This is a genomic window from Mesorhizobium sophorae (genome assembly GCF_002270415.1).
Classification (GTDB): Bacteria; Pseudomonadota; Alphaproteobacteria; order Rhizobiales; family Rhizobiaceae; genus Mesorhizobium; species Mesorhizobium sophorae.
Genome location: NZ_NNRI01000009.1, coordinates 113,888 through 139,419 on the forward strand (window position 1 = coordinate 113,888; position 25,532 = coordinate 139,419).

The 25,532-nt window shown below is 63.5% G+C and carries 20 protein-coding genes; 9 read left to right on the plus strand and 11 right to left on the minus strand.

All coding sequences use genetic code 11. From position 1 onward, the window contains the following. Window positions 1–97: 97 nt before the first annotated feature. A complete protein-coding gene (mfd, locus tag CGZ66_RS16075) occupies window positions 98–3,589 on the minus strand; it encodes a transcription-repair coupling factor (protein ID WP_095085127.1) in 3,492 nt (1,163 codons plus the stop codon). A gap of 71 nt (window positions 3,590–3,660) precedes the next feature. Beyond that, the gene (locus CGZ66_RS16080) at window positions 3,661–3,948 is read right to left on the minus strand and encodes a succinate dehydrogenase assembly factor 2 (protein WP_095085128.1); all 288 of its coding nucleotides are present in this window, start codon (window positions 3,946–3,948) and stop codon (window positions 3,661–3,663) included. A 92-nt stretch (window positions 3,949–4,040) separates the two neighbouring features. Here CGZ66_RS16080 and recG point away from each other — a divergent pair, with 92 nt between their 5' ends. Continuing rightward, window positions 4,041–6,149, plus strand: a complete 2,109-nt coding sequence (gene recG, locus CGZ66_RS16085) for an ATP-dependent DNA helicase RecG (protein WP_095085129.1) — start codon at window positions 4,041–4,043, stop codon at window positions 6,147–6,149. Here recG and CGZ66_RS16090 read toward each other — a convergent pair. From CGZ66_RS16090 to CGZ66_RS16105, 4 genes are all read right to left on the minus strand, one after another. After that, window positions 6,101–6,853, minus strand: a complete 753-nt coding sequence (locus CGZ66_RS16090) for a DUF502 domain-containing protein (RefSeq protein ID WP_095085130.1) — start codon at window positions 6,851–6,853, stop codon at window positions 6,101–6,103. The genes recG and CGZ66_RS16090 overlap by 49 nt on opposite strands. 179 nt (window positions 6,854–7,032) lie before the next feature. After that, window positions 7,033–8,856 carry a glutamine--fructose-6-phosphate transaminase (isomerizing) gene (glmS, locus tag CGZ66_RS16095; protein WP_095085131.1) on the minus strand — a complete coding sequence of 608 codons (1,824 nt, stop codon included), beginning with the start codon at window positions 8,854–8,856 and terminating at the stop codon, window positions 7,033–7,035. 175 nt (window positions 8,857–9,031) lie between these two features. Beyond that, window positions 9,032–10,390, minus strand: coding sequence for a bifunctional UDP-N-acetylglucosamine diphosphorylase/glucosamine-1-phosphate N-acetyltransferase GlmU (gene glmU, locus CGZ66_RS16100; RefSeq protein WP_095085132.1), 1,359 nt, complete (start codon window positions 10,388–10,390; stop codon window positions 9,032–9,034). Between the two features lie 152 nt (window positions 10,391–10,542). Continuing rightward, window positions 10,543–11,289, minus strand: a complete 747-nt coding sequence (locus CGZ66_RS16105; protein ID WP_095085133.1) for a cytochrome c biogenesis CcdA family protein — start codon at window positions 11,287–11,289, stop codon at window positions 10,543–10,545. A 180-nt stretch (window positions 11,290–11,469) separates the two neighbouring features. Between CGZ66_RS16105 and CGZ66_RS16110 the strand changes: the two genes are divergently transcribed. From CGZ66_RS16110 to rpmG, 8 genes are all read left to right on the plus strand, one after another. Further along, window positions 11,470–11,847: a COG4315 family predicted lipoprotein gene (locus tag CGZ66_RS16110; protein ID WP_095085134.1), complete on the plus strand. Its 378-nt coding sequence runs from the start codon at window positions 11,470–11,472 to the stop codon at window positions 11,845–11,847. A 364-nt stretch (window positions 11,848–12,211) separates the two neighbouring features. Continuing rightward, the gene (gene topA, locus CGZ66_RS16115; RefSeq protein WP_095085135.1) at window positions 12,212–14,848 is read left to right on the plus strand and encodes a type I DNA topoisomerase; all 2,637 of its coding nucleotides are present in this window, start codon (window positions 12,212–12,214) and stop codon (window positions 14,846–14,848) included. A gap of 6 nt (window positions 14,849–14,854) precedes the next feature. Next, window positions 14,855–17,161 carry a ribonuclease R gene (gene rnr / locus CGZ66_RS16120; protein WP_095085136.1) on the plus strand — a complete coding sequence of 769 codons (2,307 nt, stop codon included), beginning with the start codon at window positions 14,855–14,857 and terminating at the stop codon, window positions 17,159–17,161. 11 nt (window positions 17,162–17,172) lie between these two features. Next, complete coding sequence (locus CGZ66_RS16125) at window positions 17,173–17,607, plus strand: DUF983 domain-containing protein (RefSeq protein ID WP_206073716.1); 435 nt, start codon at window positions 17,173–17,175, stop codon at window positions 17,605–17,607. Window positions 17,608–17,693: 86 nt separating this feature from the next. Further along, window positions 17,694–18,434 carry an NUDIX hydrolase gene (locus CGZ66_RS16130; protein ID WP_095085137.1) on the plus strand — a complete coding sequence of 247 codons (741 nt, stop codon included), beginning with the start codon at window positions 17,694–17,696 and terminating at the stop codon, window positions 18,432–18,434. A 23-nt stretch (window positions 18,435–18,457) separates the two neighbouring features. Beyond that, entirely contained in the window at window positions 18,458–19,636 is a 1,179-nt protein-coding gene (locus tag CGZ66_RS16135; RefSeq protein WP_095085138.1) for an MFS transporter, read from the plus strand. 118 nt (window positions 19,637–19,754) lie between these two features. Then, a complete protein-coding gene (locus CGZ66_RS16140) occupies window positions 19,755–20,213 on the plus strand; it encodes a YqfO family protein (protein ID WP_095085139.1) in 459 nt (152 codons plus the stop codon). 154 nt (window positions 20,214–20,367) lie between these two features. Next, window positions 20,368–20,535, plus strand: coding sequence for a 50S ribosomal protein L33 (rpmG, locus tag CGZ66_RS16145; protein ID WP_006201775.1), 168 nt, complete (start codon window positions 20,368–20,370; stop codon window positions 20,533–20,535). Between the two features lie 85 nt (window positions 20,536–20,620). On the opposite strand, the gene CGZ66_RS16150 is transcribed toward rpmG, so the two are convergent. The 5 genes from CGZ66_RS16150 to CGZ66_RS16170 all read right to left on the minus strand — a co-directional run. Continuing rightward, on the minus strand, window positions 20,621–21,304 hold the full coding sequence (locus CGZ66_RS16150) for a DJ-1/PfpI family protein (protein ID WP_095085140.1): 684 nt from the start codon (window positions 21,302–21,304) through the stop codon (window positions 20,621–20,623). A 52-nt stretch (window positions 21,305–21,356) separates the two neighbouring features. Continuing rightward, window positions 21,357–22,424: an ABC transporter ATP-binding protein gene (locus CGZ66_RS16155; protein ID WP_095085141.1), complete on the minus strand. Its 1,068-nt coding sequence runs from the start codon at window positions 22,422–22,424 to the stop codon at window positions 21,357–21,359. Between the two features lie 4 nt (window positions 22,425–22,428). After that, the gene (locus CGZ66_RS16160; protein WP_095085142.1) at window positions 22,429–23,277 is read right to left on the minus strand and encodes a carbohydrate ABC transporter permease; all 849 of its coding nucleotides are present in this window, start codon (window positions 23,275–23,277) and stop codon (window positions 22,429–22,431) included. After that, on the minus strand, window positions 23,277–24,200 hold the full coding sequence (locus CGZ66_RS16165) for a carbohydrate ABC transporter permease (protein WP_095085143.1): 924 nt from the start codon (window positions 24,198–24,200) through the stop codon (window positions 23,277–23,279). Before CGZ66_RS16165 ends, CGZ66_RS16160 begins: the two co-directional genes overlap by 1 nt. A 180-nt stretch (window positions 24,201–24,380) precedes the next feature. Further along, window positions 24,381–25,532 (minus strand): ABC transporter substrate-binding protein (locus CGZ66_RS16170; RefSeq protein WP_095085144.1); only part of this gene is annotated, 1,152 nt, incomplete at its 5' end.

A 25,532-nucleotide genomic window follows, 5' to 3' on the forward strand; every position in this document is an offset into this window, starting at 1 on the left:
ATCGCGGCTCCATACACGAAGCCGATTTCCTATTCTAGACCGGATTTGGCCGCCTGGCGAACGGCGGCTGCCCAGCAGGTGCCCCTATCCCTGCCCTCTATGCCGCCACCAGCCGCGCCAACTGCGTCATGACGACGGCCGAACCCGCCAGCCGCTTCTCGGCCGTCGGCCAGTCGCGCACGAACACGACGCTGTGGTCGGGCCGGATCTTGGCCAGCGAACCCTGCTCGCCAATGAACTGGACCAGGCCGACCGGGTTGGAGAATTCGCGTTTGCGGAAATGAATGACGACGCCCTTCGGCCCGGCGTCGAGCTTTTCGACATTGGCCTTGCGGCAGAGCGCCTTGATGAAGACGATCTTCAAGAGATGCTTCACCTCTTCCGGCAGCGGGCCGAACCGGTCGATCAGCTCGGCGCCGAAGGCATCGATCTCCTCGGTGTTTTCGAGGTCGCCGAGGCGGCGGTAGAGCGCCAGCCTGAGCTGCAGGTCCGGCACATAGCTTTCAGGGATCATCACCGCCGTACCCACGGCGATCTGCGGCGACCAGCCGCCATCCTGGACCTCGCCGGAATCCTTCACCTCGGCGACGGCCTCCTCCAGCATCTGCTGATAGAGTTCAAAGCCGACCTCCTTGATGTGGCCGGACTGCTCTTCGCCGAGAAGATTGCCGGCGCCTCTGATATCGAGGTCGTGGCTGGCGAGCTGGAAGCCGGCGCCCAGCGTGTCGAGCGACTGCAGCACCTTCAGCCGGCGCTCGGCGGTGTCGGTCAGCTTGCGGTTGGCCGGCAGCGTGAACAGCGCATAGGCGCGCACCTTCGAGCGGCCAACGCGGCCGCGCAGCTGATAGAGCTGCGACAAGCCGAACATGTCGGCGCGATGGATGATCAGCGTGTTGGCGGTTGGGATGTCGAGACCGGATTCGACGATGGTCGTCGACAACAGCACATCGTACTGGCCGTCGTAGAAGGCATTCATGATGTCGTCGAGTTCGCCCGGCGGCATCTGGCCGTGGGCCACAGCCACCTTCAGCTCCGGCACGGATTCTCTCAGGAAATCATGGATTTCCGCCAAATCGCTGATGCGCGGAACGACATAGAAAGAGTGGCCGCCGCGATAGCGCTCGCGCAGAAGCGTCTCGCGGATGACCAGCGGATCGAAGGGCGAGATGAAGGTGCGCACCGCCATGCGGTCGACCGGCGGCGTGGCGATCAGCGACAGCTCGCGCACTCCGGTCAGCGCCAATTGCAGCGTGCGCGGTATCGGTGTCGCCGACAGCGTCAGCACATGTACATCGGTCTTCAGGTCCTTCAGCCGCTCCTTGTGCTTGACGCCAAAGTGCTGCTCCTCGTCGATGATCAACAGGCCAAGGTTCTTGAACGAGATCGCGGACCCAAGCAGCGCGTGGGTACCGATGACGATGTCGACCTGGCCCTCGGCGATGCCTTTCTTGGTCTCGGCCAGCTCCTTGGCGCCGACCAGCCGCGACGCCTGGGCGACGCGAATCGGCAGGCCGGAAAAGCGCTGCGAAAACGTCTTAAAATGCTGGCGCGACAACAGCGTCGTCGGCACCACGACGGCGACCTGGAATCCTTCCATCGCTGCAATGAACGCGGCGCGTAGCGCCACTTCCGTCTTGCCGAAGCCGACATCGCCGCAGATCAGCCGGTCCATCGGCTTGCCGGCGCCCAGATCGTCCCGAACCGAGTCGATCGCCGTTTGCTGATCGTCGGTCTCCTCATAGGGGAAGCGGGCAGCGAACTCGCCATAGAGGCCCTCGGCCGGAACCAATGCCGGTGCTGCGCGCATCTGCCGTTCGGCGGCGATGCGGATCAGTTGCCCGGCCATGTCGAGCAGGCGTTTCTTCAGCCGCGCTTTGCGCGACTGCCAGGCGCCGCCGCCGAGTTTGTCCAAGGTCGCCTCGGCCGAATCCGAACCGTAGCGCGACAGAAGCTCGATGTTCTCGACCGGCAGGAACAGCCGGTCGTCGCCGGCGTAGTGGATTTCCAGGCAGTCATGCGGGGCGCCAACCGCTTCGATGGTGCGCAGGCCGATGAAGCGGCCGATGCCATGGTCGGCATGGACGACGATGTCGCCTGCCGACAGCGCCGAAGCTTCGGCGATGAAGTCCGAGGCGCGCTTCTTGCGCTTCGAGCGCCGGATCAGCCGGTCGCCGAGAATGTCCTGTTCGGCGACGACGACCAGTCTTTCGGTCTCGAAACCGGATTCCAGCGGCAGCACGGCCAATGCCGCCTGCCCCGGCTCGAGTTGCTCCGCTTCCGCCAGCGTGGCGACCTGCTTGAGATTGCCGAGATGGTGCTCGCTGAGAATCTGGCCAAGCCGGTCGAGCGAGCCTTCTGTCCAGCCGGCAATGACGACACGGCGGCGCGCAGCACGCTCGTCGGCGATATGCCTGACGACGATATCGAAGACATTGATGCTGGGGTCGGCGCGTTCGCCAGCAAAACTGCGGCCGTGGCGCGAGCCGGCATGGAACACTTTCTTGGCGCCGGCATCGGGTGCGTCGAAGGGCGTAAAATCGATCGCTTCGCGCGGCCCGAGCGAAGCAATCAGGTTTTCCGGCGATAGGTAGAGCAGGTCCGGCGGCACCGGCTTGTAGGGCACCGCATCCTTCAATGCGCCGTCGGCCTGCTTCTTGCGCGCCTCGTAGTGGTCGAGGATCAGCGTGTGACGCTCGGCCAGCGCCTCATGCGCCAGATGGTCGAACACAACAGGTGTGTCCGGCAGATAGTCGAACACGGTCTCCAGCCGTTCGTAGAAGAACGGCAGCCAGTGCTCCATGCCGGCGAAGCGTCGCCCTTCGCTGACCGCCGCATAGAGCCCGTCGTCGCGCTGGGGCGCGCCAAAGGCTTCGATATAGGAGCGGCGGAAACGGCTGATGGTTTCCGGCGTCAGCGCCACTTCGCTCATCGCCTGTAGCGCCATCGACTTGCGTTGGCCGGTGGTGCGTTGCGTGGCGGCGTCGAACACCCGGATCGATTCCAGCGTGTCGCCAAAGAAATCGAGCCTAAGCGCCTCGGTCCAGCCGGGCGCGAACAGGTCGAGAATGCCGCCGCGCACGGCGAATTCACCGATGCCGCGCACGGTCGGTACGCGTTCGAACCCGGACGTCTCCAGCCGCGACACCAGCGCATTCATGTCGATCTGGTTGCCGGGCCCGGCATGGAAGGTTTGTGCCTCGACCAGGTCGGCCGGCGGGATGCGCTGCAGCAACGCATTGGCGGTGGTCAGTATGACGGCGCGGTGCGGCTTCTTCGCCAGCGCGATCATGGCGGTCAACGCATCGAGCCGCTTGGCGGCGGCGTCCGAGCCGGGCGAGACCCGGTCATAGGGCAGGCAATCCCAGGCCGGCAGTTCCAGCACAGGAAGGCCGGGCGCCGCGAAGGACAGCGCCTCGATGATCGCCGGCAGGCGCTGGCCGTCGCGCGCCACGAACAGAACCGGCTTGTCCGGCGCGATCTCCAGTGCCGCCTGCACCAGCGCAAAGGCTTCATAGCCGTCGGCGACGCCATCGACGATGAACTGGCCGGCGCGGCCTTTCGGCAGACCGATGGTGGGAATGAGGCTCATGAAATCACGGTCTTGTTTGTCGCAACTCCGGGCGGAAAACCGCTTCGCACTTTTCCTGGAATTGCTTGTGTTCAGAATGTCATGGAATGGCGGAAAGCCAGGATCTTCTGCAGGACGGCGCAGTCTATGTCCCGGGGAACCGGGCGTTCGCCGGTGACCATGGGCAGGAATTCGGTGTCGGGAATGTCGAGGAGCCTCTCATATTGGTCGATTTCCTCGCCGGTCAAGGCACCGATCTCGGCGTCGGCGAAGGTGCCGAGGATCAGGTCCATCTCGCGCATGCCGCGATGCCAGGAGCGAAACAGAAGCTTGCGGCGGCGGGCGTCCAGCCCCTCGCTTGATCTCGTCGTCCCGGTCATTGTGCCGCATCCTCACTTGCTGCGGCGCATATAGCGTGGATAGAAGAGGCTGTCAGCCTTGCGCTGCGACCGCCGCGACATAAGCTGACATCATGCGTCCTTCCATCCTCGATCCGTTGTTCGTCCCGATCACCTCGCTTGCCGGTGTCGGACCGAAGGTTGGCGCGCTGATCGAGAAAGTGGTCACGGCCGATCTCGGCGATCGCGCCGCGCGCGCCGGCGACCTTCTGTTCGTGTTGCCGCACACCGTCATCGACCGTCGCAACCGCCCGGGCATCGCGCTCGCCGCCGAAGGCGCGATCGTCACGCTTGAGGTGCGCATCGACCGCCACCAGCCGCCGCCGCGCGGCAACAGGTCGGTGCCCTACCGGGTCTACGCCCATGACGATACCGGCGAGATCGCGCTGACCTTCTTCCATGCCCATGCCTCCTATCTCGAAAAGGCGATGCCCGAGGGCGAGCATGTCGTGGTCTCGGGTCGCATGGAATGGTTCAACGGCCGCCCGACCATGGTCCACCCCGACCACATCGCGCTGGCCAGCGAAGCGGAAAACCTGCCGCTGGTCGAGCCGGTCTATCCGCTCACCGCCGGGCTTTCGGGCAAGGTGCTGCGCCGGGCGATCGGCCAGGCGCTGGCGCGCTTGCCCACTTTCGGCGAATGGCAGGACGGCGCCTTCATGCGCCGGCACACGTTTCCCACCTTTGGCGATGCGCTCGCCCGCATCCACAATCCGGCCGACCCGATCGATGTCTCCATCGATGGTGCCGCGTGGCGGCGCCTCGCATACGACGAGTTGCTGGCGGGCCAGGTTTCGCTGGCACTGGTGCGGGCAAAAATCCGCCGCCTGTCCGGCCGTCCTTTGGTCGGCGACGGCAGCATCGTCGGGAAACTGCGCGCCGCACTCCCCTACTCGCTGACCGCATCCCAGGAATTCGCGCTCGCCGAAATCAATGCCGACCTCGCCGATCCCGAGCGCATGCTGCGCCTCCTGCAAGGTGACGTCGGCTCCGGCAAGACGGTTGTCGCGCTGCTGGCCATGGCGCGTGCGGTCGAGGCTGGCGGCCAGGCAGCACTGATGGCGCCGACCGAAATCCTGGCGCGCCAGCATCTGGCGACGATCGCGCCGCTTGCCGCCAAGGTCGGGCTGCGTATCGCAATCCTCACCGGCCGCGAGAAAGGCCGCGAGCGCACCGATACGCTGGCCGGCCTGGCGAGCGGCGAGATCGACATCGTCGTCGGCACCCACGCGCTGTTCCAAGAGACGGTCACCTTCCATGACCTGGTCTTCGCGGTCATCGACGAGCAGCATCGCTTTGGCGTCCACCAGCGGCTTGCCATCACCGCCAAGGGCGACGCGCCCGACATGCTGGTGATGACGGCCACGCCCATCCCGCGCACGCTGGTGCTGACCGCCTTCGGCGACATGGACGTGTCGAAGCTGACGGAGAAGCCGGCCGGCCGCCAGCCGATCCGCACCGTCACGCTGCCGCTCGAGCGGCTCGACGAGTTGGTCGGCCGCATGGTCGAAGCCGTCGCCGGCGGCCAGAAGATCTACTGGATCTGTCCGCTGGTCGAGGAATCCGAAGAGATCAAGCTGATGTCGGCCGAGGACCGTTTTGCGTCCCTGAAACCGCTGTTCGGCGATCGCATCGGCCTCGTCCACGGCCGCATGAAGGGTGCCGACAAGGACGAAGCGATGCGCGCCTTCAAGCAGGGCGAGACACGCATCCTGATCGCCACCACGGTCATCGAGGTCGGCGTCGACGTGCCGGACGCCACCGTCATGGTCATCGAACATGCCGAGCGCTTTGGCCTTGCCCAGTTGCACCAGTTGCGCGGTCGGGTCGGGCGCGGTGACATCAAGTCATCCTGCGTGCTGCTCTACAAGGACCCGCTCGGCGAGACCGCAAAACGCCGGCTGTCGGTGATGCGCGAGACCGAGGATGGGTTCCTGATTGCCGAAGAAGACCTGAAGCTGCGCGGCGAAGGCGAGCTTCTAGGCACCCGCCAGTCCGGCACTCCAGGTTTTCAGGTCGCACGCATAGAGGCCCATGCCGACCTTCTGGAGGCCGCCCGCGACGACGCCAGGCTGGTCCTGTCACGTGACCCGGAGCTGCAATCCGAGCGTGGCGAGGCGTTGCGCCTGTTGCTTTACTTGTTCGGCCGCGACGAAGCCGTCCGGCTCCTGCGCGCCGGCTGAGCCAAGGCGGCAACCGATGGGTTGGCAAGCACATCGATCGGCTCGCCGTTCACGACGACCATCGGCTTGACTTCGGGCGCCACCAGCCCGGCGGAGACGATCAGCTTGGCGCCGTCCTCGATCGTCATGTCGAGCAGCACGATGTCGGACTTCGGCACATACATCAGGAACCCGGTGGTCGGGTTCGGCGTGCAAGGCATGAACACGGCGATCAGCGGATCGCCTTCCTGGTCGAGTTTCTGGTTGATCTCGGTTTCCTTCTCGCTGGCGACGAAGACCAGCGACCAGACGCCCTTGCGCGGATATTCGACCAACCCGACCTGGCGGAACATGTCGCCCTTGTTCGACAGCACGGTCTCGAAAATCTGCTTCAGCGAGCCATAGATGCCGCGCACCAGCGGCATGCGGCCAAGCAGGCGCTCGCCGAAATTGACGATGGCGCGGCCGACAATGTTGGCCGTCAGGAAACCGATCAGCGTGATCAGGATCAGCGCGACGATCAGTCCAAACCCCGGGACCGGAAACGGCAGGTAGCTGTCGGGGCTATAGCGTGCCGGAATATAGGGCTTCACCCAGGAATCGACCCAGCCGATGAACGACCAGGCGATATAGGCGGTGATCGCCAGCGGCGCGCAGACGACGAAGCCCGTGAGGAAATAGTTCCTCAGCCGGGTCATGCCAGAGGTCTTGGGCGCATCGGACATGGGTCACCGGGGACACGGGTTGCAGCGCAACATTAGAGCATGATCCCGAAAAGTGGGAACCGGTTTTCGGAAAAAGATCATGCAAAAAAAGAAAAAGAGCCGATGTGATGCAAATATCATCACCGCGGCTCTGTGAACCGGAAGGCGCTTTGGACTGCGAAGTTTTTGGAAGGCGGCGCCTACTCCACCGTCACCGATTTCGCCAGATTGCGCGGCTGGTCGACATCGGTGCCCATGAACACGGCGGTGAAATAGGCGAGCATCTGGATCGGCAGAGCGTAAATGATCGGCGAGATGATTTCCGGCACGTCCGGCAGCACGATCGTCTCCATCGTCTTGACGCTGGTAAGTGCCGCACCCTTGCTGTCGGTGATCAGGATGATCTTGCCGCCGCGCGCCGCCACTTCCTGCATGTTGGACACGGTCTTCTCGAAAATCCGGTCGTGCGGCGCGATGACGATGACGGGCATGTTCTCGTCGATCAGCGCGATCGGCCCATGCTTCAGCTCGCCCGCGGCATAGCCCTCGGCGTGGATATAGGAGATTTCCTTGAGTTTTAGCGCGCCTTCCATGGCCAGCGGAAAATTGGTGTCGCGGCCGAGATAGAGCACATTCTTGTAGTGAGCGAGGTCGCGCGCGATCTTTTCGATCTGATGGTCGAGCTTCAGCACCTGGTTGGCGAAACGCGGCGCCTCCGACAACTCGCGCACAAAGGTCTTTTCCTGCTCACGCGAGATCGTGCCGCGCGCCACGCCGGCGCGCACGGCAAGCGATGCCAGCACAGAAAGCTGGCACGTGAAGGCCTTGGTCGAGGCAACGCCGATCTCCGGGCCGGCGAGCGTCGGCAGCACGACGTCGGATTCGCGCGCCATGGTCGATTCACGGACATTGACGAGCGCGCCGATCTTCATCCCCGCCTTGCGGCAATAGCGCAGCGAGGCCAGCGTGTCGGCGGTCTCGCCCGATTGCGAGATGAAGAAGGCGGCATCGTTCGCAGACAGCGGCATTTCGCGATAGCGGAATTCGGAGGCAACATCGATGTCGACCGGCAGCCGCGCGTAGCGCTCGAACCAGTACTTGCCGATCAGGCCGGCGAGATACGCGGTGCCGCAGGCCGAAATCGCCAGCCGGTCGATCTTGGCAAAATCGAACGGCAGGTCGAGCGGCTTGGACACGCCACCAACGAAGTCGAGATAATTCGCCAGCGTGTGCGAGATCACTTCGGGCTGTTCATGGATTTCCTTCTCCATGAAATGGCGCCGGTTGCCCTTGTCGACCATGAAGCTGGTCGAGAGCGACTGCTGCCGCTTGCGGTCGACCTTGTTGCCGTCGATGTCGAAGATCATGACGCCATCGCGGCGCACCACCGCCCAGTCGCCATCTTCGAGATAGGTGATCGAATTGGTGAACGGGGCGAGCGCGATGGCGTCGGAGCCCAGGAACATCTCGCCATCGCCATGGCCGACAGCCAGCGGCGGGCCGTTGCGGGCGCCGACGATCAGGTCCTCGTCGCCTTTGAACATGATGGCCAGCGCGAAGGCGCCTTCCAGGCGCTTCAGCGCCTGGTGCGCGGCCTCGACCGGCTTCAGCCCCCTGGCCAGTTCGCGCGCCACCAGATGCGCGACGACCTCGGTGTCGGTCTGCGAAGAAAAGCTGTAGCCGTCACGCTTCAACTCGTCGCGCAATTCCGCGAAGTTCTCGATGATGCCGTTGTGGACGATAGCGACGCCGTCGGAAAAATGCGGATGCGCGTTGGTCTCGTTGGGCACGCCATGCGTTGCCCAGCGCGTATGGCCGATGCCGATCGTGCCATCGAGCGGATCGTCCTTGAGCCGGCGCTCGAGGTTGATCAGCTTGCCTTCGGCGCGCCTGCGGGCAAGCTGACCATGTTCGATGGTGGCGACGCCGGCCGAGTCATAGCCGCGATATTCGAGCCGTTTCAGCGCGTCGACGATGAGCGGCGCAACCTGCGAGTGGCCGACGATTCCAACGATACCGCACATGCAGACAGCCCCCAATTCCCCATGGAAAACCAGCACTATTTAGGGATGGCTGGCCTGCCGCGAAAGTCACATTGCATTTCGCCCCGTGTAATGGAACGCTTCTGCACGCATGCACCATGACAGACCGCTCTTGCAATCCGGTTACTGCAATCATTCGGTTTTTTGCCGGCCGGTTTTACTTTTTCTTCGCGGCCGCGGCCGAAGCAAAGCGCTCACGCAATTCCTTGGCCTTGCCAGGAATGGTCTTCTGGCGGGCGCGACCGAAGGCCAGCGCATCGTCCGGCACGCTTTCGGTGATGACGCTGCCCGAGGCGATGTAGCCGCGCTTGCCGATGGTGACAGGCGCCACCAGCGAGGAGTTCGATCCGATAAAGGCGCCCTCGCCGATGTCGGTGAAGAATTTCGAGTAGCCGTCATAATTGCAGGTGATGGCGCCGGCCCCGATGTTGGCGCCCGCGCCGACGCGGGCATCACCGATATAGGTCAGGTGATTGACCTTGGCGCCGTCCTCGATGGTCGCCTGCTTGACCTCGCAGAAATTGCCGACCTTGGCCTTGTTCCTAAGATCCGCCCCCGGTCGCAGCCGAGCGAATGGCCCAACTTCGCAATTCGAGGCGATGGTGGCACCCTCGAAATGGCTGAAGGCATGGATCTTGGCGCCGGTGGCGATCTTCACACCCTGACCGAACCAGACATTGGGCTCGACGATCGTGTCGGCGCCGATTTCGGTATCATGCGAGAAATACACGGTCTCCGGCGCGATCAGCGTCACGCCCGACAGCATCGCCTCATGGCGGCGGCGCGCCTGCCAGATACCTTCGGCCTGCGCCAGTTCGGCGCGGTTGTTGATGCCGAGCGCGCTTTCGAAGCTGGTCTCGGTGGCCACGACATCGAGGCCTTTCGCGGTGGCAATCTCGACGATGTCGGTGAGATAGTACTCGCCCTTGGCGTTCTTGTTGCTGACACCATCGAGTAGCGTCAGCGCCTGGCTGCCGGCCACCGCCATCATGCCGGCATTGCAAAAGCCGATCTTCCTTTCCTCCGCGCTGCAGTCCTTCTCCTCGCGGACGGCAATCAGCTTGCCGCCTTTTTCGATCAGCCTGCCATAGCCGGTCGGATTGGGCGGGCGGAAACCGATGACCACGACGGCGGCACCTTCCGCCAGTTTCAGCCGCGCCACGGTGAGCGCGTCGGCGTCGATCAACGGCGTGTCGCCGAACATCACCAGGATATCGTTGTAACCCTTTGATATCGCTTCACGCGCGGCAAGCACCGCATGCGCGGTGCCAAGGCGCTTTTCCTGCACGAAGGTCTCGGCCTTCGGCGCGAATTTCGCGGCTGCCTTGCGCATCTCGTCGGCGCCATGACCGATCACCAGCGCCTGGCTGCCGGCACCGGCGGCCTCGGCCGCCTTCACCACATGGGCGACCATCGGTAGCCCGGCGATCTGGTGCAGCACCTTCGGCAGCGCGCTCTTCATGCGCGTGCCTTCGCCGGCGGCGAGGATGACGGACAGGCAGGATCTCTGGCTCATGGGTGAACAACCATATGAAAAGGGTAGGGAATCAAGACAGGATAGCAGTGGCGCCTTGCTGCACCAATGCGGTTAAATTCCGGTGAGATGGTAGGCAGCTGACTCTTAATCAGCGGGCCCACGCCTCGCCTTTCGCATCTTAGGCAAGGGGATCACCCCAGCCGTCCGAGCACCGGGAAATTCTCGAGCAGCCAGTAGGATACGGTCTGCACGCCGCCAGTGAGGAAAAACACCCCGGCGACGACCAGCAGCGCGCCAATAGCTTTCTCGACGCGGCCGAGATGGACGCGGAATTTGCCGAGGAAGCGCATGAAGGCGCCCGAAAACAGCGCCGCGATCAGGAACGGGATGCCGAGGCCAAGCGAATAGGCGGCGAGCAGCAGCGCGCCCTCGCCCACTGTCTCGCGGCCGCCGGCCAGCGTCAGGATCGGCCCAAGCACCGGGCCGATGCAGGGCGTCCAGCCGAACGCGAAGGCCAGTCCCATGACATAGGCGGCGATCGCACTTGCCGGCTTGCCCTGCGACTGGAAGCGCGCCTCGCGCGACAACAGAGGAATGCGCAAGATGCCGAGGAAATTCAGACCCATCAGGATGATCAGCACGCCAGCAGCCATCGCCAGCGGCTCCTGCCAGACCCGCAGCCAGTGGCCGATGGTCGAGGCGCCCGCGCCAAGCGCGACGAAAACGGTCGAGAAGCCAAACACGAAGGCGATCGAGGCATAGAGCAGCGCGCCGCGCGCGCCCTCCCGAGCCGTCACGCCCGCATTGCCACGAAAATCGTCGACCGAGACGCCGGCCATATAGCAGAGATAGGGCGGCACCAGCGGCAGCACGCAGGGTGACAGAAACGAGATCGCTCCCGCCCCGACCGCGCTGACATAGCCGATGTCCAATGCCATTCCAAAGCTCCGACCGTTCCGGCGCCGATATAGGCTCGACCTTGCTTCTCCACCAATCACCATTTTGTGGCAAGTCGTCGCGGCATGTGCAGGTCGGGGAAGAAACGCCGGCTCGCAAGCGTTGATACAGCGAGGCCGCGATTTCCCGCGCGCCTCCAGATATCAGCCAGGGAGATTTCCATGAAAACCATAACCGTAGGGCTGGCCGCGCTATTGCTCAGCACCGCCGCATCCTTCGCCGCCGACGCGTGGAAGGAAGCCGAGGTCGGTGGCGCCAAGATCTACACCGACGCCAACGGCATGACGCTTTATACCTATGACAAGGATGAGAAGGGCAAAACCAATTGCTACGACAAGTGCGCCACCAACTGGCCGCCGCTGAAGGCCGAGGCCGGCGCCAAGGCGGATGACGAATGGAGCGTCGTCGACCGCACCGACGGCACCAAGATGTGGGCCTATGACGGCAAGCCGGTCTATACCTTCATCAAGGACAAGAAGGCCGGCGATGTGACCGGCGACGGTGTCGGCGAGGTCTGGCACATCGTCAAGGCCGACTGAGTTCTCAATCCGGGTCCTGCCGCTGGCGGGACTTCGGCTGGCTGCCGGGTATCCCTCCAAACTCGGCGGCTGGCACCAAACAAGCTCTCATAGCGTCTACCCCTGCGATACCCGGCCGGCTTTCCTCGACTCGGCGGTAAAATGAATCGGCTCGTTTCCGCTGCCTCGGACTGCCATCTCCCTTTCCCGGAATACTGTGATTTTCTCCATACACTCTAAGAGTGTATTGCTGCGGACAGCCCTGCAATTTGGGCACTTCCCCTTGACCAGATGCAAAAGCGCGGCCATGTGAGCGACAAATAGAACGAGATTTCGTCGCGCGCAGCGGAATTCTTCTGCCGCATCACAGCTGATATGAGACCTCATGGACGTCGTCGTCGTCGAATCGCCGGCCAAGGCAAAGACAATCAACAAATACCTCGGCAAGAACTACAAGGTTCTGGCCTCGTTCGGCCATGTCCGCGATTTGCCGGCCAAGGATGGCTCGGTGCGTCCGGACGAGGATTTCGCCATGTCCTGGGCCGTCGACACCGCCTCGGGCAAGCGGCTTGCCGACATAGCCAAGGCGGTCAAGGATGCCGATGGCCTGATCCTCGCGACCGACCCTGATCGTGAGGGTGAAGCCATTTCCTGGCACGTGCTCGAAGTGCTGAAGCAGAAGCGTGCGCTGAAGGACAAGCCGGTCAGCCGCGTCGTCTTCAACGCCATTACCAAGTCGTCGGTGCTGGAAGCGATGGCCAATCCGCGCCAGATCGATGCGCCGCTGGTCGATGCCTATCTGGCGCGCCGGGCTCTCGACTATCTCGTCGGCTTCACGCTGTCGCCGGTTCTGTGGCGCAAACTGCCGGGCGCCCGTTCCGCCGGCCGCGTCCAGTCTGTCGCATTGCGTCTGGTCTGCGACCGCGAATCCGAGATCGAGCGCTTCATCCGGGAGGAATACTGGCAGATCGCTGCCCTCCTCGGCACGCCGCGCAACGAGAATTTCGAAGCGCGGCTGACCGCCTTCGATCGCAAGAAGCTGCAAAAGCTCGACATTTCCAACAAGGCGCAGGCCGACGACATCAAGTCGATGCTCGAAGGCGCGACCTTCAAGGCGGTGACGGTCGAAGCCAAGCCGACCAAGCGCAATCCCGGCCCGCCCTTCACCACCTCGACGCTGCAGCAGGCCGCCTCATCGGGCCTCGGCTTCTCGGCCAGCCGCACCATGCAGGTGGCGCAGCGCCTCTATGAAGGCATGGAAATCGGCGGCGAGACGACCGGCCTGATCACCTATATGCGAACCGACGGCGTGCAGATGGCGCCGGAGGCGATCTCGGCCGCCCGTGACGCCATCGCCAAGGAATTCGGGCCCAAATACCTTCCGGAAAAGCCGCGCCTTTATACCACCAAGGCCAAGAACGCCCAGGAAGCGCACGAAGCGATCCGCCCGACGGATTTCATGCGCACCCCAGCTTCAGTCAGGCAATATCTCGATTCCGACCAGATGCGGCTTTATGAGTTGATCTGGAAACGCGCCATCGCCAGCCAGATGCAGCCGGCCGAGATCGAACGCACCACGGCCGAGATCGAGGCCGTCAACGGCGCCCGCACCGCCGAGCTTCGCGCCATCGGTTCGGTCGTTCGCTTCGACGGCTTCATCGCTGCCTACACCGACCAGAAGGACGACGATACGGAAGACGAGGAAAATCGCCGCCTGCCGGAAATCCGCGCCGGCGAGCAGCTTGCCCGTCAGGCGATCAACGCCACCCAGCACACCACCGAGCCGCCGCCGCGTTACTCTGAAGCCTCGCTGATCAAGAAGTTGGAAGAGCTCGGTATCGGCAGGCCGTCGACCTACACGGCGATCCTGAAGACGCTCGAGGACCGCGACTACGTCACCATCGACAAACGCCGGCTGGTGCCGCAGGCCAAGGGCCGTTTGCTGTCGGCCTTTCTCGAAAGCTTCTTCGAACGCTATGTCGAATACGACTTCACCGCCTCGCTCGAGGAGAAGCTCGACGAGATCTCCGACGGCAAGCTCGCCTGGAAGGACGTGCTGCGCGATTTCTGGAAGGATTTTTCGGGCGCCGTCGCCGACATCAAGGAATTGCGCGTCACCGACGTGCTCGACGCACTCAACGAAGAACTGGCCCCGCTGGTGTTTCCCACGCGTGAGGACGGCTCGAACCCCCGCATCTGCCCGAAATGCGGCACCGGCAATCTGTCGCTGAAGCTTGGCAAGTTCGGCGCCTTTGTCGGCTGCTCGAACTACCCCGAATGCTCCTTCACCCGCCAGCTCGGCGACGCCGCCAACCCCAATGGCGAGAACGGCAATGGCGAGGACGGCACCAAGGTCATCGGCAAGGACCCCTATACGTCAGAGGAAATCACGCTGCGCAGCGGCCGCTTTGGCCCCTATCTGCAGCGCGGCGACGGCAAGGAGGCCAAGCGCTCCAGCCTGCCCAAGGGCTGGACGGCTGAAACCATCGACCACGAGAAGGCGCTCGCCCTGCTGTCGCTGCCGCGCGATGTCGGCCAGCACCCGGAATCCGGCAAGATGATCTCGGCCGGCCTCGGCCGCTACGGTCCGTTCGTGCTGCATGACGGCACATACGCCAATCTCGACAGCATCGAGGACGTGTTCTCGATCGGCCTCAATCGCGCCGTGTCGGTGATCGCCGAGAAGCAGTTGAAGGGCAAGGGCGGGCGCAATGGCGGCACAGCCGCCGCCTTGAAGGAGCTTGGCGACCATCCCGATGGCGGCGGCAAGATCGTCGTGCGTGACGGCAAATACGGGCCCTACGTGAATTTCGGCAAGGTGAATGCCACCCTGCCCAAAGGCAAGGATCCGCAATCGGTGACGGTTGAGGACGCGCTGGCGCTGATAGCCGAGAAGGAAGCCAAGGGCGGCGGCGGCAAGAAGCCGTTCCGCAAGGCGGCAGCGGCCAAAGTGCCGGCAACCGGAAAGACGACGGCCAAGAAAACGGCGGCCAAAAAGCCGGCCGCGAAGAAAAGAGGGTAGGACGGCGTGGCGCGCAGGATCACCGGTAGAAGCCACGGCGATCCGCGCACCGCCGACACGAGGGCCAAGGTCAAGGACGACTATCGGCCCTCGCGTGACGAAATCCTGCGCTACATCGCCGAAAATCCCGATCGCGCCGGCAAACGCGACATCGCCAAGGCGTTCGCGTTGCGCGGCGACGACCGCATCTGGCTGAAGGATATTTTGCGCGACCTGCAGGACGAAGGCGTCCTGACCAAGGAGCGCAAAAAACTCGCCCGCGTTGGCGCCCTGCCCCACGTCGCCGTGCTCGATATCTTTGGCCGTGACGGCGACGGCATTTTGCTGGCGCATCCGGCGGAAGCCGTCGGCACTGGTGAGCCACCCGTTGTCTCCATCCGGATCTCGCGCAGCGGCAACGGCCCGGCACCCGGCATCGGCGACCGCGTGCTGGCCAAGACCTTTCCGACCAACGAAGCGACAGGCCCAGCCTATACCGGGCGGGTGATGAAGATCTTCGAGAAGCGCAGCGATGCGGTTCTCGGTGTCTTTCGCATCTTGCAGGACGGCACCTTCCGCATCGAGCCGGTCGAGCGGCGCCAGCCCGAACTGATCGTCGACAAGGAATTCCAGAACGGCGCCAGGAACGGCGACCTCGTCGAGGTCGAGCCCGCGCGCGCCTCCCGCTATGGGCTGCCGAGGGCCAAGGTGCTCAACGTGCTGGGTTCGCTGACCAGCGAAAAGGCGGTCTCGATGATCGCCATCCACGCGCATGACATTCCGCATATTTTTCCAGCCGACGTCATCGCCGAGTCCGAAGCGGTCAAGCCCGCAACGATGGATCACCGCGAGGACTGGCGCGACCTCCCGCTGGTTACCATCGATCCGGCCGACGCCAAGGACCATGACGACGCCGTCTTCGCCACATCGGATCTCGACGAGAAGAACCCGGGCGGCGTGGTCGCCACAGTGGCGATCGCCGATGTCGCCGCCTACATCCGCTATGGCACGGCACTCGACCGCGAAGCGCTGAAACGCGGCAATTCGGTCTATTTCCCGGATCGCGTCGTGCCGATGCTGCCCGAGCGCATCTCCAACGATCTCTGCTCGCTGCGCGAAGGTCAGGACCGCCCAGCGCTGGCGGTGCGCATGGTTTTTTCGGCCGACGGCCGCAAGCTCCGGCACTCCTTCCATCGCGTGATGATGAAGTCGGCGGCAAAACTTGCCTACCAACAAGCCCAGGCGGCGATCGACGGCGTGCCGGACGACAAGACCGGTCCGATCCTCGACACCGTGCTGAAGCCGCTGTGGGACGCCTATGCGATCCTGAAGCGAGGCCGCGATGGCCGCCAGCCGCTCGAACTCGACCTGCCCGAGCGCAAGATCCTGCTCAAGCCGGATGGCACCGTCGATCGCGTCATCGTGCCGGAACGGCTTGATGCACACAAGCTGATCGAAGAATTCATGATCCAGGCCAATGTTGCCGCGGCAGAGACGCTGGAGGCGAAGAAGCAGGCGCTGGTCTACCGCGTCCATGACGCGCCTTCGCTGGCCAAGCAGGAATCGCTGCGCGAATTCCTGCAGACGCTTGGCCTGTCGCTGGCGCGTGGCGCGCAGATGCGGCCAAGCCAGTTCAATGGCATTCTGGAGGGCGTGCGCGGCGCCGACAATGAAGGCCTGGTCAACGAGGTGGTGCTGCGCTCGCAGAGCCAGGCCGAATATTCGCCCAAGAACATCGGCCATTTCGGCCTCAACCTCAGGCGCTACGCGCATTTCACCTCGCCGATCCGCCGCTACGCCGACCTGATCGTGCACCGCGGACTTATCGCCGCACTCGGCCTCGGTCCGGGTGGGCTGACGCAGGACGAGGAGGCACGGCTCGAAGACATTGGCGTGCTGATCTCAGCCACGGAACGGCGCGCGATGGCGGCCGAGCGCGATACAGTCGACCGGCTGATCGCCGCCTATCTCGCCGAGCGCGTCGACGACCGGTTCGACGCCCGCATCTCCGGCGTCACCAAATCGGGACTATTTGTCCAATTGCCGCAGTATGGCGCGGATGGTTTCATCCCGGTGTCAACTTTGAATGGCGATTACTATATATACGACGAAGCGGCCCGCTCCCTGTTCGGAGAACGTTCGGGCAAAGGCTACCAGCTCGCGGATCGCGTTGAGGTCCGGCTCGTCGAGGTGGCACCAATGGCCGGCGCGATGCGCTTCGAGATGTTGACCGACCCGAAGCCTTTGCCAGGTTCCAAGCGGTCGTTTCACAAGGCCAAGGGCCGCGCTCGCGCGTCGCAATCGCGACCGGGTTCGCGCGGCAGGAGAAGATGATGGCAACAGCCATGGAAGACCAGGTTTTCGGCGGCGAACATCACTCGGGTCGGGCCGCCCGCCCGCTGTGGACGGCGATGAAACGCGGCATGCTCGGCCGCTGCCCGCATTGCGGCGAAGGCAAGTTGTTTCGCGCCTTCACCAAGACCGTCGATAAATGCAGCGTCTGCGGCGAGGAACTGCACCACCACCGCGCCGACGACCTGCCAGCCTATCTCGTCATAGTCATTGTCGGCCACATCGTGCTTGGCGCGTTCATGGCCGTCGAGGCGACATCGACACTGTCCACCTGGCAACACATCGCCATCTGGGTACCGCTGACCATCATTCTGGCGGTGGGGCTGCTACAGCCGGTCAAGGGTGCCGTCATCGGACTGCAATGGGCCTTCTATATGCACGGATTCGGCGGCGAGCATGACGGGATCGAGCCCCATCCCGGGGTCTAGGTCAAAGTTGGCTGCGCTCGCTGGTGCAACATGCCGACCGTGAAAGGCCACTTTCGCTTGCCAGAAGTTTCCGCTAGGTCCTGCGCATGGACGGTATGACCAAGGCGGAAGTCGACAGGATCGAGCGGAGCATGATCGCTCATAGCGACCAGCCAATTCGTCCGCGCGACGCGGCGACCCTTATACTGCTCGACCGCGAGGGCGACGAGGTGCTGGTCCTGATGGGCCGTCGCCATGCAGGCCACGCATTCATGCCAGGCAAGTTCGTGTTTCCCGGCGGCCGCACCGATCCGGCCGACAGCCGCATTGTGGTCGCCGCCGCATTGCATCCGGAGCAGGAGGCAAAGTTGCTCGCCGGGCCGGGCCGCACAAGTGCTGCGCGGGCCCGCGCCATTGCCCTGTCGGCGATTCGCGAGACCTATGAGGAAGCCGGGCTGCTGATCGGCCGCAAAGGTGCTTTCGCTACCGCCAGACCCGATTGGCAGGGCTTTGCCGAACACGGCGTGCAACCCTCTCTCGACATGCTGCGCTTCGTCGCGCGCGCCATCACGCCACCCAACCGGGTGCGCCGCTTCGACACACGTTTCTTCAGCGCCTGGCGCGATGACGTCGCCGTCGAACTCCCGGGTGGCGGGCCGACCAATGAACTCGAAGAACTGGTCTGGCTGCCGCTGGCCAAGGCCAGGGAAGCCGACATACCCGACATCACCCGAACGATCCTGGACGAGCTGGAAAAGCGCCTCGCCCATGATCCGCAGTTGCGTCCGGGCGGTCCTGTGCCCTTCTACCGGCTTGTCCGCAACCGCTTCACCCGCGAAATTCTGTAGAACATCGAGTATTCAGACATCCCATGACGGTCGATACCCAACCACAGGGCGACGAACGCGTACACTGGCTGCCGATGGTGGCGGCGATCTCGTCGATCAGCGTCGTCGGCATCGCCATCGGCCTCGGCATGCCGCTGCTCAGCGTCATTCTCGAAACGCGCGGCCATTCGGCGTCGATGATCGGCCTCAACACGGCCGTCGCCGGCCTGGCCTCGATCGCCGGTGCCCCGCTGGCGACGCCACTCGCCATGCGCTTCGGCGTGGCCTGGACGATGATTGCCATGATTGCCACCGGCGCCCTGGCCTTCGTCGGCTTCCACTTCGCACCGGATTTCTGGATGTGGTTTCCGCTGCGCATTGTGCTGCACATCGCGCTGACGGTGCTGTTCATCCTGTCGGAATTCTGGATCAGCACCTCGGCGCCGCCACATCGGCGTGGCCTTGTGCTCGGCATCTACGCCACTGTCCTTTCGCTCGGCTTTGCCGCGGGGCCGTGGCTGTTTGCCCATCTCGGCAGTTCGGGCTTCAGGCCATTCGGCGTCATCATCGCATTGGTGACGCTGGCCGCCATCCCGGTGCTGGCGGCGCGCAATGAGAGCCCGACCATCGCCTCCGATGGCGAAACCACCAATTTCCTGCGCTACATCTGGCTGGTGCCGTCGGCAACCGCCGCCGTGCTGGTGTTCGGCGCGGTCGAAACCGGCGGCTTTGCCCTGTTCCCGGTCTATGGCAACCGCATCGGCTACTCCGAGGCCGATGCAGCCCTTCTCCTGACCATGATCGGCCTCGGCAATGTGCTGCTGCAGATCCCGATCGGCATGATCAGCGACCGCGTCAGCGATCGCCGCTATCTGCTGATTGCCTGCGCCACCGTTGGCCTCGCCGGCACGGTCTTCATGCCCTTCTTTGCGCAGAACTGGCACCTGATGGCGGCCCTTCTGTTCGTCTGGGGCGGCGTCGTGGCAGCCATGTACACGATCGGCCTTGCCCATCTCGGCTCGCAGCTCTCCGGCCACGAGCTGGCGTCGGCCAACGCCGCCTTCGTGCTCTGCTACGGTGTCGGCATGGTGCTTGGACCGCAAGCGATCGGCATCGGCATGGATGCGTTCGGTCCGTCCGGCTTCGGCTGGTCGCTCGGCCTGTTCTTCGCCGCCTACATCGGCCTGGTCAGCGTCAGGCTGGTCCGCAAGATCCTCCTGTAGCGCGACGCTGCTTCCAGCCTGCATTTCACGCGGCGACACGACAGGCTGCTGACATAACCGTGTCAGCAGCCTCCGGTTATAAGGTTCCCTCAAAATATCTGAAGTTGAGGATCCTCCCATGATCGACAGCGGCTTTGAAACCACTTCGTTGCGAATGACATTGCTCCTGCTGGTGACCTTTCAGGCGCCGGCAGCCGATGTCGACCGCATCATGGATGCGGTGGTGGCGATAGCGCCGCTGGCGATGGGCAAATATGACCGCAACGCCTACCAGTCGGCACATGGCATCGAACGCTACAGGCCGCTCGACGGTGCGGCCGCCGGCGCCGAGACCGAGTTGCGGCGTCGCCCAAGCACAGTCGAGGTTTCGTTCGAACTGCCCGACGACCAGGTGCTGGCCGCGCGCGTCGCCGAAGCGATTTTCCAGGCGCACTCCTACCAGGAGCCGGTGATCCGCATCCAGCCGATCCTGGCCAGCCGCTCCAAGGGGCTGGACGACCGCGCCAATCCGAATCGCTGGTGGAACACCACCGGAGACTGGAAGAAGGTTGCGGCGCCCGCGAGAGAAAGCGCATGATTTGAGGCTACTGGCCTGCTCCGGCGGGTGGTACAAGCTTCGCCGGGCTTGACTTTCCAGGCACGTTCTTTATGTGTCGAGCCAAGTTTCCCGCGTCCGGGTGTTTCCCCGTGCTCCAGCGGCCAAAACCCCACGAACATAACGGACTGAAATCATGGCCAAAGCCGCAAACATCAAGATCAAGCTTCTGTCGACCGCCGACACCGGTTTCTTCTACGTGACCAGCAAGAACAGCCGCACCAAGACCGACAAGCTGTCGTTCCGCAAGTACGACCCGGTCGCCAAGAAGCACGTCGAGTTCAAGGAAACCAAGATCAAGTAATCTGGTTTCTCCTAAAATGCCGAAACGCCGCCCATTGGGCGGCGTTTTCGTTTGCAGGACCATCGGACGGCAGCCCGTTGAGGCGTTACGTTTTTCCCGGAATTTCTTCGGAGTCGCAGTGATGGTGCGGTCGCCCGGGTCGCCATTTCACCGGGCAGGCTGGCGTGGCTGGAATTTTGCCAGCCACCGGCGGACGCGGAAAATACTGCGTGGTGACCTGAACCGCCTCGGCTGTCGCCTCATCGAACAGCAGTTCGATCAGCTTCAAGGCCTCGTCGAGGCCTGATGAAATGCCTCCACCGGTCAAGCGGTTGCCGGATCTGACGAAGCGGGCATGCGTCGTATCGACCTCGATCTTGGGGAAGGTCTGCAGGCATTTGACGAACGCCCAATGGGTCGTGGCTTTGTGACCGTCGAGCAGCCCGGCGCGTGCGAGCAACAGCGCCCCCTCGCATACGGAGCAAACCCAGAGCGCATCCGCCGCTACCTGTCGGAGGTAGGCGAGAAAAGGCGAATTGGCATTCGACATGATTGCGCTCAACGCTTCCGGCGCACCACCAGGGACCCAGAGGACATCGAGCGTTGGCGTTTCGGCAAAGCTGGCATGGGCTTCGAACCGCAACCCGTTCACGGTCGTGACCGGGCCGCCATCGGCGGAGAGGATCTGGCAATCGAGACCCTTCGCCGGGTCGACCCATTTGAACATCTCGTAGGGCCCGGCCACGTCGAGCAAGTCCACGCCGTCATAGACTGGAATTCCGAGTTTCATGGCCTCCCCTCCTCCTGCTTCCGCAAATCACTATGCAGCAGCAGACGTCGGTTTAGCCAATGCGATCGCCGCTGTTCGGATCGAACAGATGCAGCGACGGCGGATCGGCCGACAGCCGTACCACGTCGCCGGGCTTCACGCTGGCGCGGCCCATGGCGAAGACACAAAGCTGCTGGCCAGCCAGCTTGACGTAGAACTGCGTCGAAAGCCCGAGCGGCTCCACCACCCCCACCTCGCCCTGCAATTCGCCGTCAGCGGCCAGCCTGATGTGCTCGGGCCGCAAACCGACGGTGATGACGTCACCGTCCTTCAGCGGCAGCCCATCCGGCAGGCGCAACGCCTGGCCATCGGCCAGCACGGCCTTCGATGTGCCCCCCAGTCGAACCGTTGCCGGCAGGAAATTCATACCCGGTGAGCCGATAAAGCCGGCGACGAACATGTTGGCCGGCCGGTCATAGAGATCCAGCGGCGCGCCGACCTGCTGGATCAGCCCGTCATGCATGACGACGATCCTGTCGGCCATGGTCATCGCCTCGATCTGGTCGTGGGTCACATAGACCGAAGTGGTCTTCAACTGCTGGTGCAGCGCCTTGATCTGGGCACGCATATGGACGCGCAGTTTGGCGTCGAGGTTCGACAGCGGCTCATCGAACAGAAACACCTTGGGATCGCGCACGATGGCGCGGCCCATGGCGACGCGCTGGCGCTGGCCGCCGGACAATTGCCGCGGCAGGCGCTGCAGGAAAGTGTCGAGCCCGAGCCGCTTGGCCGCACCGTCCACCCGCGCGTCGATCGCCGGCTTCTCGGCCTTGCGCAGCATCAGGCTGAAACCCATGTTCTTCGACACGTCCATATGCGGGTAGAGCGCGTAGGACTGGAACACCATGGCGATGTCGCGGTCCTTCGGTGCGACGTCGTTGACCAGCCGCTCGCCGATGCGGATCTCGCCGCCCGAAGCCTCCTCTAGCCCGGCGATCATGCGCAAAAGCGTGGACTTGCCGCAGCCTGACGGACCAACCAGGACGACGAACTCGCCATCGGCGATCTCAAGGTCGACCGCGTGCAGGACACGGACAGAGCCATAATCCTTGCGGACCTTATCGAGCGTAACAGAGGCCATCGATCTATCCTTTGACGGCGCCGGCGGTCAGGCCGGTGACGAGATAGCGTTGCAGGAAAGCGAAGAAGATGCAGACCGGGATCAGCGCCAGGATCGACGCCGCCATCATCTGCCCCCAGTCGACGGCGAATTTGCCGATGAAGGTGAGCAGGCCGACCGCGAAGGTCTTCTGGTCGTCGCTGGAAATCAGCATCAGCGCGAACAGAAGCTCACTCCAGGCCGCGGTGAAGACGAAGCCGAGCGTCGCGCCCATGCCCGGCAGCGTCAGCGGCACGATCACCTTGCGCATCGCCTGCGCGCGTGTGCAGCCGTCGATCATCGCCGCTTCTTCCAGGTCCTTCGGGATGCCGTCGAAGAAGGATTGCATCAGGAAGGTGGCAAAGGCGGTGTTGAAGGCGGTGTAGATGATGATCAGCCCGGTCAGGCTGTTGATCAGCCCGATCTGCCCCATGACGCGGTAGATCGGCGGAATGACCATCACCAGCGGGAAAGTCTGGGTCAAAAGCAGCATCAGAGCCAGTGCTGCCTTGCCGCGAAACGTGAAGCGCGACATGGCGTAGCCGGCGAGCGTGGCGACGACCGTCACCAGTGCCGCCGTCGACACCGAGACGATGACGCTGTTGAGGAAATAGCGTGGAAAATCGGTGGCCTCGAGCACGGTGACGAAATTCTGCAATGTCATCTGCGAGGGCCAGAAGGTGATGCCTTCGGAATAGAGAAGCCGCTCCGGCGTGACCGAGATCTTCAGCGTCCAGTAGATCGGGAACAGCGCAAAGATCACGTAAGCCGCGACGGCGGCGTAGAGGCCGATGCCGCCGAAGAAGCGCTGCGAGGCTGAGCGTCCTGCGATCATCAGACGTGCCTCACCAGGGAGCGGCGGATGCCTATCAGTGCGATCGCATAGGCAATGAGCAGGACGAGCAGCAGCACGGCCACCGCCGAGGCGTAGCCCTTGTCCAGCGACTTGAAGGCGCTGACATAGATGTAGACCGGCACCGTGTTGGTCGAGCCGGCCGGTCCGCCCTCGGTCATGACGAAGATCAGGTCGGCGAAGGTGGCGATCCAGATGGTGCGCAGCATGACCGTGATGGCAATCGTCGGCGCCAGGAACGGCAGCGTCACCTTGGTGAAGCGCTGCCAGGGCGAAGCGCCGTCGATCGCCGCCGCCTCATGCAATTCCGATGGAATGGATTTCAGCGCCGCCAGAAGCGTGATGGCGAAGAATGGAATGCCGAACCAGATATTGGCGACGATCGGCCCCCACATGGCGGTCGAGGGATCGGACAGAACATTGGTCGGTTCGGCCTTCAGCCCCAATGCATACAGCCAGTGCGGCAATGGGCCGATGATCGGATTGAACAGCCAGGCCCAGGTCAGGCCTGACAGGAAGGACGGCACCGCCCAGGGCAGGAACACCAGGGCCTGCACCACCTTGCGGCCCGGGAATGGCTTGTCGAGCAGCAGCGCCAGGCCAAGACCGAGGAAGAACTGGAAGAACAGGCTGGCGACGGTCCACCACAGCGTGTTGACGAGCGCCTGCCCCAGCACCGGGTCCGACAGCATCGCCCGATACTGTGCGAGCCCGACATATTCCGACTTGAAAGCCGAGAATTTGCGGAAGGAGTAGCTGATGCCGATGACCAGCGGCACCAGAAGCACCACGACCAGAAGGATGATCGCCGGGCAGAGATAGAGCCAGGGCTCGATGGCGGCGTGCGATCGCCACTTGCGACGCGGCTTGCCGGCGGATCGTATTTCGGACACGGCATAGGTCATTGGGGGCTCTATGGTGAAAGGTGGATGCCGGCGTCGGCGACAGCGTCCTTCTCCCCGTTTCACGGGGAGAAGATGCCGGCAGGCAGATGAGGGGCTGCGCAAACCTTCAAACGATCGCGCCGCCCCTAATCCGTCACTTCGTGACACCTTCTCCCCGTGAACGGGGAGAAGGGAACAAAACTACTTCTTGTTCTTCGCCAGCCAGTCCTGCTGTTCCTTGGTCAGGAAGGCAGCCCATTGGTCGGCGACGTCCTTGGCCGTCTTCTGGCCAAGCAGCACTTCCTGGAAATTCTTGATCGCCACCTGGTCGACGAAATTGCCAAGGTTCTCCAGATGCGTCGGCGGCGTCACCATTTCATACTTGGAGGTGTCGCTCAGCTCCGTGAACCAGCCCTTGAACTGCTCGGTCTTGAAATGGGGATCCTGGTCGGCCCCGTTGTGGATCGGGACGACGCCAACCTCCTTGGCCCATTCCAGATTGTCCTTGGGCGACAGCAGCGTCGCCATCAGCTTCCAGGCGTCGTCCTTGTGCTGCGAGTTGGCGAACATCGCCCAGCCGGCATAGCCGAGCGTCGGATAAGACTTGCCGCTCGGCCCGACCGGCAATGGCGCCACCGCGAAGTCGTCGGCACTCATCTTGTCGGCGATGCCGAGCAGTGCGTCCGGATCCTGGTTGAGCATGGCGCAGGTACCGGAATAGAAGCCGGTGACCGTCTCGTTGAAGCCCCAGCTCACCGCATCCTTCGGCGCCAAGCCGTTCTTATACATGTCGGCCAGCATCTGCAGACCCTTGACCGAGCCTTCGTCGTTGATGGTCGAGGTGCCATCCTCGTTGAAATACCCGCCCTTGCCAGCTGCGATATTCATGAACATGTGCATGCCGTTGAAGGCGCCCGGACCGCCGCGCAGGCAGTAGCCATATTTGCCCGGTATTGCCGAGATCTTCTTGGAGTCGGCGATGAAATCGTCGAGCGTCGCCGGCGGGCCGTCTAGGCCGGCTTCCTTGAACAGCTTCTTGTTCCAGAACAGCGCGTTCACGTAGTAGCCGTACGGGATCATGAACTGCGTGTTGTTGACGGTCGAGCCGAACTGCTTGGCGCGCTCGCCGAGCGTCTTGGCGTCGTCCCACTTGGCCATGTAGGGGCCGAGATCCTCGAGCTGGGCATTGTTGGCATAGAGGCCCATCCAGCGTTCCGGCATCTCGACCACATCGGGCGTATCGCCGGCCTGCACCATGGTCAGGAATTTTTCGAAGGCCTGGCCCCAGGGCAGCGAGATCAGCTCGACCTTGACGCCGGGATTGGCGGTTTCGAATTCGGCGATCTGTTTCTT